Annotated in this window: 10 protein-coding genes; 3 read left to right on the forward strand and 7 right to left on the reverse strand. The window is 66.0% G+C overall.

What is annotated here, in order from left to right; all coding sequences use genetic code 11:
- Window positions 1–53: 53 nt before the first annotated feature.
- Complete coding sequence (locus tag P8R42_01320; GenBank protein MDG2303286.1) at window positions 54–839, forward strand: DUF2889 domain-containing protein; 786 nt, start codon at window positions 54–56, stop codon at window positions 837–839.
- A 10-nt stretch (window positions 840–849) separates the two neighbouring features.
- On the opposite strand, the gene P8R42_01325 is transcribed toward P8R42_01320, so the two are convergent.
- From P8R42_01325 to P8R42_01345, 5 genes are all read right to left on the reverse strand, one after another.
- Entirely contained in the window at window positions 850–1,557 is a 708-nt protein-coding gene (locus P8R42_01325) for a Coq4 family protein (GenBank protein ID MDG2303287.1), read from the reverse strand.
- Window positions 1,558–1,623: 66 nt separating this feature from the next.
- Entirely contained in the window at window positions 1,624–2,934 is a 1,311-nt protein-coding gene (locus P8R42_01330) for an MFS transporter (protein MDG2303288.1), read from the reverse strand.
- A gap of 146 nt (window positions 2,935–3,080) precedes the next feature.
- Window positions 3,081–3,827 carry an HAD family hydrolase gene (locus P8R42_01335; GenBank protein MDG2303289.1) on the reverse strand — a complete coding sequence of 249 codons (747 nt, stop codon included), beginning with the start codon at window positions 3,825–3,827 and terminating at the stop codon, window positions 3,081–3,083.
- Window positions 3,824–4,795 (reverse strand): NADPH:quinone oxidoreductase family protein, encoded by a 972-nt coding sequence (locus P8R42_01340; protein MDG2303290.1) that lies wholly within the window; start codon window positions 4,793–4,795, stop codon window positions 3,824–3,826. The genes P8R42_01335 and P8R42_01340 overlap by 4 nt, the downstream gene beginning before the upstream one ends.
- Window positions 4,792–6,336, reverse strand: a complete 1,545-nt coding sequence (locus P8R42_01345) for an acyl-CoA synthetase (protein ID MDG2303291.1) — start codon at window positions 6,334–6,336, stop codon at window positions 4,792–4,794. The genes P8R42_01340 and P8R42_01345 overlap by 4 nt, the downstream gene beginning before the upstream one ends.
- A gap of 68 nt (window positions 6,337–6,404) precedes the next feature.
- Here P8R42_01345 and P8R42_01350 point away from each other — a divergent pair, with 68 nt between their 5' ends.
- A complete protein-coding gene (locus P8R42_01350; GenBank protein MDG2303292.1) occupies window positions 6,405–7,403 on the forward strand; it encodes a M48 family metallopeptidase in 999 nt (332 codons plus the stop codon).
- Here the strand turns inward: P8R42_01350 and P8R42_01355 are convergent.
- Window positions 7,400–9,559, reverse strand: coding sequence for a DUF3604 domain-containing protein (locus P8R42_01355; GenBank protein MDG2303293.1), 2,160 nt, complete (start codon window positions 9,557–9,559; stop codon window positions 7,400–7,402). The two genes, P8R42_01350 and P8R42_01355, sit on opposite strands and share 4 nt — an antisense overlap.
- A 302-nt stretch (window positions 9,560–9,861) precedes the next feature.
- Between P8R42_01355 and P8R42_01360 the strand changes: the two genes are divergently transcribed.
- Window positions 9,862–10,305, forward strand: coding sequence for a hypothetical protein (locus tag P8R42_01360; GenBank protein ID MDG2303294.1), 444 nt, complete (start codon window positions 9,862–9,864; stop codon window positions 10,303–10,305).
- Between the two features lie 115 nt (window positions 10,306–10,420).
- Here the strand turns inward: P8R42_01360 and P8R42_01365 are convergent, their stop codons facing one another.
- Window positions 10,421–11,647, reverse strand: a complete 1,227-nt coding sequence (locus P8R42_01365) for a CoA transferase (protein MDG2303295.1) — start codon at window positions 11,645–11,647, stop codon at window positions 10,421–10,423.
- Window positions 11,648–12,480: the final 833 nt, after the last annotated feature.

Raw genomic sequence — 12,480 nt, forward strand, 5'->3', positions numbered from 1 at the left:
ATTCCATAGCGCCCATGAGCGGCTCGTACAAAGGTGTTAGAGGACCATCACACATGCCTTCTTCCGACACGACGGCGGGCTTCGCTCGCGAGATCCACGTCACAGTGGAACCGCGGCGCGCAATCGGCGAGCTCGTCGACGACTTCCACCACTTCCGCGCCACGATCGAACATGACGGCAGGACGATCACGTCCGTCACCGGCGAGGCGCTCCGAATCCCGTGGGAGACCTGTGGTGGTTCCGTGGAGCCGCTGCGCGGGCTCGTCGGTGCACCACTCAAAGGCTCGATCCGTGAGGTCGCTCGGTTGGCGCCGGCCAAGTTGCAGTGCACACACCTGTACGATGCCGCCTGCGTTGCGGCGGCGCGCGCGGGTCGGGGTGCGGCCTCGACCGTGTACAGGGCGATCGTCCCCGACCGCGTTGACGGGAAGACGCGCGCGACTCTGCACCGGGACGGCGAGCTCCTACTCGAGTGGGATCTCGATGGCTACGGCATCGCCGGACCCGCGCCGTTTGCGGACCAGGTTCTCGTGGGCGGCAACTTCGCGGCGTGGGCCGAGAGCACCTTCGAGGCGGAGATAAGCGAAGGCGTTCTACTCCTGAATCGGGCCTGCATCATCGCGAGTGGCCGCAGAATAGATCTCGATGATGCACCGCGCGCCATCGACGTGCCCGGAACGTCTCTGGGCGTGTGTCACACCTACTCGGCGGCACACGGCGAACGCTCACATCGAATCGTGGGATCGGCGCGCAACATCGCCCCGGCCGACGACGCGCGACGCGCAAGCCTCAACCCCACGCCGGCCGACATCCAGCACTTTCACAAGCGCCCCCGCTGAGACCGCTAGACTAAGCCGCGACAGACGGATGGTCCCCCCGCACGCGCCCGTGCATGGGGGACTCACCCAGACCGAGCAGCAAGCGAACGTCATCGAGCGGCAACGCGAGGAGATTCTCCCAATCCGTCGCGGGGAGCCAGGCCGCACGTCGACCTCGTTGGTACGAGGCCCACACGAAGCGGCGACCTTCGGCATCCAGCCCGATCAGCCCAAGCGCAATCAGAACACCGGTAGCGAGACTCGTCACCTGTCCCAGGCAGAAGGCCAACAGCGCCGTCTCGCCGCGGAGGTCGCAGTCATAGCCTGCGACCACGTGTTCGAGATCGTGCTGATCGCGCCGCCTCGCGAAGAATCGGGCGCGGCCCTCGTCGGCCCAGGGTTCGTCGCCGAGGTCCTCGGTGGCACCGCTCGCCTCTACCAATGCTTCTGCGGACAGGTCCTCACGCTCCACGAAGTCGAGGTACACACGGCCGAGACTTCCGTCCGGCATTTTCGCGAGCCACGTGCGGTCAACCAGGACCGAGAGGAGATCCCGTTCTTCGTCGACGACCCTCTGCCCGACACGACTCGCCCGGAAGCGTCGGAACCAACCCTCCTCGAAGGGGCCGTCGAGCGCATCGTAGAGCTCCAAGACCGGACCCGTGTTCTCCGGATCCTGCCAGATCCGGCGAAGAGCACTGACCGCATCGAGCGGACGAATCCATTGTGAGCGACCCACAGTTCCCTTGTGGTCATCTGATCCGATTCGCGCAAGTCCGATGTCCGAGGAATCAATGAAGAACCGTCAGCGGCGCGCATACAACCGCATCGCGACTCCGGATACGACACAGCCGAGCGCCGCGAACTGCAGAGTCGCCCCGATACCGATCAGCCCGGCCACCGCCCCCATCGCCAGGGACCCGATGGGCGTCAGGCCGCCCCAGGCGACCTGGAAGAGGCTCATCACGCGACCCCGGTTGTCGTCGTCCACGAGCTGCTGAATCAACGTCTGCAGACCCGTCATGACCGCGAAGTAGAAGTACCCGACGACGAACTGCGCGCCGAAAGCCATCCACGGCACGGTGCTCGACGCAAAGACCGCGAAGGCGAGCCCGTACAGCGCCAGACGGACCGCCGCCTTTGCGAGGGTCGGTCGCGGGTCACGACCCGTGACGAGCGCGCCCAGCATCGCGCCAAACGCCGTCGTCGCAACCAGCCACGGGAACAGGCCTTCGTCCCCAAGAACCCTGGCCGCGAACACGGGGAGCATCGCGATGTGGCCGATCCCGAAGACCGACAAGCACCCCGCCGTCGCGATCGCCGCGAGGGCCGGACGACGCTCCCGAGCGTGGTCCCACCCGTCGCGGATCCGCTCCAAGATGCCGCTCGTCTCGTCTTCGTCGATCTCATTCGAGACGCGCATCCGACTGACGAGCACGCCGGCAACCGCGGAAGCTCCGGCGAAGACCAAGAACCCGACCGCATAGCGGCCCGACGCGACGAGCGGCGCTGCGAGCAAGGGCCCCACGACACGGGTCAGGTTGTTCATCGCCGACTGCAGGGCCACCGCGCTTGCGAGATCCTCGCGGTGAACTGCGTTCGCCGCGATCGCCATGGTCGCCGGCCCCGCGAACGCGAAGGTCGACCCCATCCAGAATGCCAGGCCGAGCAACACCGCGGGAGTGATGAGCTCGTAAGAAGACAACCACCCCAGAATTCCCGAGACGACGACCACCATGGCGTAGCAGGTGAGGACGATTGTCTTGCGGTCGATGCGATCCGCGAGTGCCCCCGCGATCGGCGCCAATACGAGTGCGGGAATCAGCAGCGCAAACGTGAGCAATCCGACCTGGAACGGATCGCCGTGACTCAAGTCCACCATCAGCGCTTGGAGCGAGATGTGCGCAAGCCAAAAGCCCGTCTGGTTCACGACAAAGGCCGCGAACAACAGCTGGTAGTCTCGATGCCTCAGGGCGGCGAAGATCCCACTCTGAATCGGCTCGACGGTGTGAGGCGCCCGCGACGACGGTACGCCCATCGCTACCGAGTCCGCAGGGTTGAGCGCAGCCTCGCCCGGATTCGAACCCAGACTCTCCTCTGCGTGAGACTTGACCATGGTGAAGGTGATGTCGGCGGCACGCTCGAACGTCGAAAGCCGAGGCGCGTCGGATCCGCCCCCGCAGCGAACGCGCGGGCCATCAGCGACTCGACGTCTTTAGCAGCCGCGGTGCGCGACTTCACCCGAGGCGCGCATGAACTCCGCTACAGCAGACTCACAAGTTCCGACAGATCGCGGATGACCCACGTCGGCTCGGGACCGTCGTACTCGCGCAACGCACGTTCTTTGTCGCGCACCCGCCGCTCAACCCATACCGTTCGCATCCCCAAGCTGGAGGCGCCGCGAACGTCCGCGTCGAGGTTGTCGCCCACGTGCACGGTCTCTTCCGGCGTCGTGCCCAACGCCTCGAGTGCATGACGGAAGATCTCGGGACGCGGCTTTCGAATCCCGACGGTCTCCGACACCGTGAGCGCGGAGAAGTGTCTCTTGAGCTCCGCCGTTTCGAGGATGTCGAGTGCCGTCTCGGTGTGACTGAAGTTCGAACACAGGCCGAGGCGCCGGCTGCGAGCGAGCTCGGCGAGCACCTCGTCATGATGGGCCGGCGTCTCCGCGACATCCTGAATCTTGCCCATGTGCGCCCGCGTGAGGGCCTCCGGCAATCCGGCGTCATCCAACTCGAGCCGCTCCACGACGCGCGAGAACCGCAGGAGGGTCGGCAGCTCGATCCCCCGGTCAATATGGCTCTCCATGAGTTCGCGATCGGTCTCGCGGAGCGTTGCAAGGAAGTCGTCGAACGGAACGTCGTGGCCCCGCAGAGCGATCGCCTCGTGTTGAGAAAGAATCGTCGAGGGCATCGTCCGACCGCCAATCGCGGCCATCGGCAGACGAGAGAAGTGCAGGTCGACGAGGGTGTCGAAGAGATCGAAGAGAACTGCGCGAACGACCGTCATGGCTCAATCACGATCTTGCCCACAGCCCGGCGGTCCAACACGCGAGCCATCGCCTCTCCGGCGCGGTCGAGCGGGTAGCGGCCTCCGATGTACGGCCGCAGTCGACCCGCCTCGAGATACGCGCGCATCTCCGCCCGATTGCGCTCCGCCGCCGCAGCCTCCCGCGTGAGAAAGGACGCGATCTCGTAGCCCTTCACGATCACGCCCTTCAGAAGAACGAGGTTCAGGGGAATGCTCGGGATCTGCCCGCTGGCGAATCCGATCACGACGTAGCGCCCCCCGTAGCGCGTCGCACGGAGAGCTTCTTCCGCATACGCTCCCCCGACCGGGTCGATGACCGCATCGGCTCCGCCCCCGGTCAGCTCCTTCAAGCGCTCCTTCAGAGGCTCCACTCCGTAGACCACTCCCTCGTCCGCGCCGATGCTGCGCGCGACGGCGACCTTGGGCTCGGACGAGGCGCACGCGATCACCCGAGCACCCAGGAGCTTCCCGATCTGCACGGCCGCAGAACCCACGCCGCCCGCCGCCCCCAGGACAACAAGCGTCTGACCGGGCTCGATCGCCGCGGTGGTTCGCACGGCGTCGTAGGCTGTGGAGTACGCCGTCGGAAACGCAGCCGCTTGGGCAAAGTCCACGCAATCCGGAATGCGTTGCAGCCCGGCAGCGGGAACGGCCAATTTCTCCGCGTACGCCCCGGTGAATACGCTTCCGAAGACCCGGTCCCCCGGCGCCAGGCCCGAGACCGCCGCGCCGACGCCGCAGACGGTCCCGGCGAAATCGCTGCCCGGGGTGAATGGTGGATCGACGGAGATCTGGTAGCGATTCGCGACGATCAGAGCGTCCGGGAAGTTCACCGAGACGGCGCCAACGTCGACGAGGACTTCTTGCGCCGCCGGGACGGGCGCCGGGAGCTCCTCCAGATTGAGCGTACGCGGCGGCCCGTAGGCGTGACAGACAATCGCCTTCATCGGATACGCGTCTCGTGGTCTTGCCAATATCGATCGCGGAGAAGCCGCTTGTAGAGCTTCCCGCTCTCGGCACGAGGCAATTCGTCTGTGAAGTCGACGGAGCGCGGACACTTCACACCCGACAAGCGCGCGCGACACCAAGCGATCAATTCCCGTTCGAGCGCAGGACCCGCCTCGGCGCAGTCGAGGAGTTGGACGACCGCCTTTACCTCCTCACCGAACTCCTCGTTCGGTACGCCAATCACCGCGACATCCGCCACCTTGGGATGCGTGACGAGAAGGTTCTCGGCTTCCTGTGGATACACGTTCACCCCGCCGCTGATGATCATGTGTGCCTTGCGGTCGGTGAGGTAGAGATAGCCCTCCTCATCAACCCGGCCCACATCGCCCACGGTCGACCAGCCCTCCGTCGTGTAGCTGCGCGCCGTCTTGTCGGGGTCGTTGTGGTATTCGAAGCGCGCGCCGCCTTCGAAGTAGACGGTTCCGACCTCGCCGACGGGCAGCTCGGTACCGTCCTCCCCGACGATGCGGACCGCACAGTGCTGGGGGCGACCGACGGAACCACGATGCGCGAGCCACTCCTCGCTCGAAAGGCTCGTCGAGCCGTTCGCCTCCGTCGCGGCGTAGTACTCGTAGAGGATCGGCCCCCACCACTCGATCATCTCCTCTTTCACCGGCACCGGACACGGAGCAGCCGCGTGCACGGCGAGGCGGTGGCTCGAGAGATCGTATCGTCTCCGGACGTCGCCTGAGAGCCGCAGCAGCCGAACGAACATCGTCGGCACCCACTGACTCAACGTGACGTGATGGCAATCGATGAGCCGCAGGGCCTCCTCGGGATCGAACTTCTCCATGAGAACCGACGTGGCACCGATTCGCTGCATCGCCATCGTACAGCGGAGCGGCGCCGAGTGGTACAGCGGCGCGGGCGAGAGATAGACGTCGTCCGCGCTCACCTGCCAAAAGCCTTGGGTCAGCCCCAGCATCATCGGGTCCGCATCACCGATGGCCCGGTCGGGAAGCGGAACCCGAATGCCCTTCGGATGCCCCGTCGTGCCCGACGAGTAGAGCATGTCCTGCCCCTCGCATTCGTCCGGGATCGGCGTCGTGGGCCGGCCGGCAACGGCATTCTCGTAGCTCTCGAACCCGGGCACCGTGCCGCCGATCATCAGCCAGGTGTGCACGTGCGGCAGTCGAGCGACCAGCAGCTCGGCCACCCCGGCCAGCTCCCGCGAGGCAATCACCACCTCCGCACCACAATCGCGCACGATGTACTCGATCTCGTCCGCAGTCAGGTGGGTGCTCAACGGTGTGTAGTAAAGCCCCGAGCGCTGCGCCGCCCAGCACGGCTCGTGATAGTATCGATCGTTCACCTGTAGCATCGCGATCGCACCGCCACGCCTAACGCCGCGGTTCCGCAGGAGGTGCGCGCACTGATTCGACCGCTCGTCGAGCTGGCGATACGTAACGATCTCGCCAGAGCGCGCGAGAATATACGCAGGCTTGTCGGGCGTGGCGCGGGCATGAATTTTCGGATGCACGGCCGATACGTTTAGCACATGTCGAGACGCGCTTGCTGCGTCGGCGAATCGAGGGTGTAATCCCAGACGTGCCCGACCTTTTGCCGGCGAAATGCCGCCGCGCCTCGCCGCGCCCTCTCTCTGCATTCCTCCTTGGAACCGCGGCGCTGCTCGCCGTGGCCTGCGGCCCACCCGCGGCACCGCCGCGCGCCCCCACGGCCGAGGTCGAGGCCGAACGCCAGCGACAGTATCAGCAGGCCGCCGCGCACCTCCTCGGGCACATGGAACGGGTCTCACGCGTCGGTGCACGAATCACGGTTGCCGGCGCGCCGTTCTGCGGAGAGGACACCAAGCCGTACATCGGAATCCTCAGCGCCAGTCGCAGCAGCGTGGCGCGAAAGCTCGGGCAACACCAGGCCTGGAAAGAGGCCGGGGCCGCCATGCGCGAGGTGTGGCAGATCGAAGGCGGTCCCGAAGTGCTCGCCGTTCTACCCGACTCTCCCGCCTCCGAGGTCGGAATCCAGGTGGGCGACCACATCATCGACCTCAAAGCCCTGACCGACACACCGGGCTCCCCTCTCTGGCTCGAAGTCTCTCGCCACGGCAAGCCGATCCGCGAAAAGATTCCGTACGTGGCCGAGTGCGAGTACCCCGTCACCGCAACGGTCGGTGACATGGTGAACGCACACGTCTCCGGAGAGACGATCATCATCACTACCGGTCTGCTCCGGTTCGTCGAACGTGATGACGAGCTCGCCGTCGTGATCGGCCATGAGTTGGCGCATCGCATCCTCGGCCACCGTCGTTCGCGGCGGCGCAGTCGCGAACGAGCCGCCGACTACATTGGCGTATACCTGGCTGCCCGCGCCGGCTACGACCCGGCCGCCGCCGCGGACTTCGTCCGCCGGCTCGCTGCCGAGCATCCCGAACTCATCAGCGAACGCGCGTCGCCCGCCCACCCCGGCACACCGGGTCGCGTCGCCGCGCTCGATCGGGCCGTCGCCGAAATTCGGGAGAAGCAGCGACGCGGCGCCCCCCTCTTCCCGGAGACGATCGAAGGCCTCGACCCCGAGAAGGACGCTCGTTAGCGCGGGGCCGCGGCCTCGACGAAAATCGGTGAGGACCACGCGCGCTCTTCCACGTCGGCCAGACAATCGTCGACCGGCGGTCCGTGCTCGCCGCCGCCCGGGCACACCCGCCCCTTCACACAGACACCGTCCGTGTCTCGCTCACAGTTTAGCGGATCGCCGTTGACTGCAGGCGACAACTCCTGAATTGCACGCACGTAGTACACGGCCTCACGACCCGAGGCCGCGAACCCCGGGTCGTCGAACGAAACCCCGCAGCCCACGGGATCGCCCGGACAATCGAGCACCTTCCAGGGATCCTCGATCAGCGGACCCACGGCTTCGCCAGCTTCGACCTGCGGCCGGATCCGAACGACTTCGATTCGGGTGATCGCCCGACGTGTCTCACCGGGGTGGTGGCACTCCCCGAGACAGAGACGCTGAAGACGCTCCGGCGTCAGGCGCTCGGTCACGACGTCCGGACAACCGGGACGCTGCTCGAACGCACCCGCAGCGCGCACTTCAAAACTCGGCACGCCGGACACCTCGACCTCGGTGCCCATGGGCACCCGCTCTCCATCGGGCTGCACGAGATCGAACCACAAGAGAATCCGGTCGCCGGAGGTCCCGTAAACCTCGCGCCGGTCGAGAGCGTCGAAGATTGCGCCGCGGTCTCGTCCGCTCGAATGCACGGCGACGAGTCCGCCGGTGTAGTAGAAGGAAGAGCCCCGCGCGTCACGCCAATCGGATCCCATGGCCGCACCGTCCGTCATCCTCGTACGACCGAACTCCTTGTAGCCGGACCCACCCCGGGCGCGGTGGTTGTCACTCGACGCCATCAACCCGAACCGGAACCGTGTCGGAACTCCACCGTCGTCGAAGTTGCCGAGCGCCAGGCCATACTGCGCGCTCCCCTTCGGTCGGTAGTTGAATGCGGGCAAGAAAGCGTCCCGCAACTGTCCGCACTCGCCGAAATCCCCGATGCTGCTGTGCAGAACGGCACCCGTGGGGCTCAGGAACTCTCCCGTCGAGCCGCGAGCCCGCGCCGCGTCGACCTGGTACTGACACTCGGGACTTTTGGGATCCACGCACCGAGCGCGAACGATCTCTCCCGCCCTCCAGCAACAGGGCTCGAACGCCTCGGTCGGCTCGGGACAAACGAGCTTCGTGTCCTCGGTCACATGGGCGTCGGTTAGCTCCGCGAAGACCTCGGAGTTTCCATGCCCCGAGTAGACCTCGATCAAACGCTGCCGGGCCGGATCGTGGAGACCTCCGCCGAGTTGGTAGGCGAGATCCTGCCCCTTCGGATTCGTGATCCCCCACGCGAGGCCGTGCGGAATGACCAGTGCCGGGAAATCCCACTGATCGAGTTTCTCGAAGAGCACGGCGGGCGTCGCCGCCGTCTCGTAGCAATCGGGCGGCAAGTCGTGGACGTCGACTCCGTGCGCACACTCTTCACGCCTAAACGTAGCCAACGTCGCGCGATGAACGTCGGCGTACTCATCCCAACGATCGAGGTCGCCGAGCGACAGCCCGAGGCCCACCATCCCCCACACCAGATTCGCAGGCCCCGCCGACGCGATCGGTCGCAACGGCACTTCCTCTTCCTCGGTGCCGAGGACGACCACGTTCTTGTGTCCGAAGTGGGTGTCGGGAGTCATCCCGCCCTGCGACCATTCCCAACCAAGGAATGACACCAGGTCCGGATCACGCGGATCGCCCGCGACGCGATTGCAATTCCGGATCACTTCGCGAGTCTCCGCCCACTCCTTGGCCGTGAGGGATTCCGCGTGATCGTTGATGCTCCAGAAGTCGAGAGCAGAACAGAAGCGCGCGAAATCACAGGCGTCGGCAGGCGGATGCGCGCCCTCCCCGTGAAGCGCCGGGAGCCCCTGAGCCATCGCATCGGTCGAGTACGACGTGTGGACATGCAGATCGCCGAAGAGGATTTGCTTCCTGCCCGGCGCACCCAGAGCCGTCGCCGCTTCCGATCGCTCGGCTGTCCGCGAGGCGACCACCTCCGCGGGCAAGCGCTCGGTCGCGATCTCGCCCGGTCGCGGCCAGTCCGACCGACTCGCGTTCCAGTAAAACCCGGCGAGGACGGCCGAGACCACGAGCACCGCGAGCCCGAGGACACCGACGACGCCGTAGAGAAGAGTGCGGAGAAAGCGCTTCATCGCATCTCGGTCGGTAGGCCACGAGGTGACCGCGTGTCAATCCGGGCGCCGACCTGATCACCCTGGATCCGACGAAGTGGGTTGCGCTCGGCAACCCGGAGGGCAGCAAGGGCTCCAAGCGCGTCGATAAGGATGCGGCACGCAGCGGCATCAGGAAGTCCTCTTCAAGCCCGGGAACAACGGCGGGCTCCTCAAGATCATCGCGGCGGGCTCCAACTTCCCGTGGGAACTCGGCGGCCCCCACGACCCGGCCTGGATTTACTTCCGTGCGGAGGACAAGTGGTTCTGCGCCGAGGCCGGCCGTGTGCCTCCCGCAGGTCTGCGGCAACGCTGCGCTCGAACTCGGCGAGGAATACGACGACGGCAACCAGGCCGACGACGGTTGCGACACCGACTGCACCATCGGCGCCTGCGTCGGCCAGGAGACCTACCCCACCAAGTTCGAAGCGATTCAGGCAGTCGTCTTCGAAGGCTACGGCTGCACCTCGGTCATCTGCCACAACGCAAGCCCCAAGCAGGGACAGCTCGCCCTGACGTCCGCGAATGCCTATGCCGAGCTCTTGGACCAACCCTCGGCGATCGCACCGGTCGTCGATCTCGTGGAACCCGGCGAGTCGATCAGCAGCGTGCTGTGCCACAAGCTCGCGGCCGGAACGAATTCGGTGCTCCCGGCCTTCGATGACTCACCGCTACGAGCCGGGCGCGCACTTACACCCGAGCATCTCGAAACCGTCGTACTACTATAGAGGGATACTATAGAGGGACGTTGGTTAGTCGCGCCGAATTTGTTTAGTCGAGGGCGCGGTCGCCCTTAGTGCAGCGCCGTCGACATAGCCTAAACGCCTTGCCGCCGACGCTGCACTAGGCCACCGCGCCCTTCGTCTTCAGCTCGATGATCTTCTCCCAATCAAGCCCGATCTCCTGCAGGATGTCGTCCCCGTGCTCGTTGAAGTCCGGTCCGCGCCGGGTCGGCATGGGCTTCTCGTCGAACTGCACGGGCGTCGCTGCGAGTTCGAACGCCGTACCACCGCTCGTTTCCGCCCCGGCAACGTAGCCGTTCGCCCGCACCTGCGGGTCTTCCGCCAGCTCGAGCACGTTCTGCAACGGCGCCCATTGCCCCTTCAGCGTGAAGAACTTGTCCCGCCATTCCGCGAGGGTCTTCGTCGCGAGTGCGGCGACGACGATCTCCCGCGCCTCCGCGGCATTCTCGGTGAGATGCTCGTGCGTGTCGAAACGCGGATCCGCGGCGAGCTCCGGTCGGTCGATGTGGTTGCAGAAATCGGGCCAGTACTTGAACGCCTGAAGCATCGTGAGGTTCAGGTAGCGATCGTCCTTGGTGAGGAACGTCCCGACGAGCGGATTGCCGAACCCGAGGCCTGGCCCCTTGATCGGTGCGTGCTGCCACGCCTGCCCCATCTGCTGAGACAGCGCCATCGTCGCGCCCATGGCCCACGTGCCCATGCTGAGCAACGACACATCCACGACGGAGGGCTCGCCCGTTCGCTCACGCTTGAACAGCGCGGCGGAGATCCCGCCTGCGATCGTCATTGCCCCCATCGAGTCCCCGTAGGCGGGTCCCGGTTGCGTGATCGCGCCGCCGATATCGGGCGGCGTACATGACGCAGCGCTGCCGCCTCGACACCAGAAACCGGTCATGTCGTAGCCGCCGTGCTCCGCCTCCGGCCCCTTGGTTCCGTACGCGGACCCCCTCGCGTAGATGATCTTGGGGTTGTGCGCGCGAACGTCGTCGACATCGACCTTGAGCTTTCGCGCCACCCCGAGCGTCTTGTTCGTCAGGAAGACGTCGCAGGCTTTCACGAGCTCGTAGAGAACCTCGAGTCCTTCGGGAAGCGTGAGATCGAGCGCGATGCTCCGCTTGCCCCGATTCGAATGCTCGTAGAGGACATGGACGCCTTTGCCCAAATCCATGACCCCACTGCTGCCGAGCCCACGCATCGCGTCGCCGCGAGTGATGTGTTCGACCTTGATCACCTCCGCGCCCCACTCTGCCAAGACCGCCGACGCGGCCGGCACGAACGTGTGTTCGGCGACCTCGAGCACTTTGATTCCCTTCATCACGTCACTCACGATGTGACCTCCCTTTTCAACGGGGAGCCTACCCCGGTCCGAGCGCGCTGGGTAGGGCTTGGACGCGGATTGGATGTACCGACGCCTCCCCACCGACCCGGCCTTTCGGGGCTACCCCACCGCTCGAATCGGATCCGTTCTTCTGGGCGGGCTCGGCGTCGTTCTGATCGCGCTCGTCGGGGCGGCGATGGGCGTGGCTCGCGTGAGCAAGACCGTCGTCTGGAGCCTTTTGCCGCCGACGGCGATGTGGATGCTTTACGCCGTGCATGTCGGCAGACTTGGCTGGAAGGAGATCGCTCGGGCAGCCGCAGTCGCGATCGCGATTGCCGCGCCCTTCCTCCTCCTCCAGGTCGCGCGGACCGGCGAAGATCCGATGGGCCTCGGGATCTACCGACAATGGGTTGTCCAGGCCTGGGATCCGGGGCGCCAGAAGGCCATCCCAAGCTGGCCCCTGTTCGGGCTCGCACGCGACCTTCTCTCGTCCGGCCTCATGCGCTTGAGCAATCTCACACTGTTCCTACCCGACGCGCTCGCGCGTCCGTGGCTCATCCTCCTCGCGACCGGCTTGCCGATTGTGACGCTCGCCGCCCTGCGTACCGAGGGGCTCGCCCGCCGATTCGTTCTATGGTGGCTCGCCTCGGCCGCGTTCGCCGCCGGCAGCGTCGCCTACCATTCGCTGACTGTCGACTGGTCCCCGCAGGGGCGGTATCTGCTCTTGTACTTCGTGACGGCGACAGCCACGGCGGTCGTCGCACCGCTCGTCACCGGTCGCACGTGGAGTTGGCCGTGGTCGATCGGCTGGCTCGCGTGGCTGACGGTGGTCGCCAGCGAGC

This window comes from Candidatus Binatia bacterium (assembly GCA_029243485.1).
In the GTDB taxonomy this organism is placed as follows: domain Bacteria; phylum Desulfobacterota; class Binatia; order UBA12015; family UBA12015; genus VGTG01.

Coding starts and splice junctions, on each gene's coding strand:
- P8R42_01335 (MDG2303289.1), bottom strand. CDS start 3,827: ATGACGGTCGTTCGCGCAGTTCTCTTCGATCTCTTCGACACCCTCGTC.
- P8R42_01320 (MDG2303286.1), top strand. CDS start 54: ATGCCTTCTTCCGACACGACGGCGGGCTTCGCTCGCGAGATCCACGTC.
- P8R42_01330 (MDG2303288.1), bottom strand. CDS start 2,934: ATGGTCAAGTCTCACGCAGAGGAGAGTCTGGGTTCGAATCCGGGCGAG.
- P8R42_01355 (MDG2303293.1), bottom strand. CDS start 9,559: ATGAAGCGCTTTCTCCGCACTCTTCTCTACGGCGTCGTCGGTGTCCTC.
- P8R42_01340 (MDG2303290.1), bottom strand. CDS start 4,795: ATGAAGGCGATTGTCTGTCACGCCTACGGGCCGCCGCGTACGCTCAAT.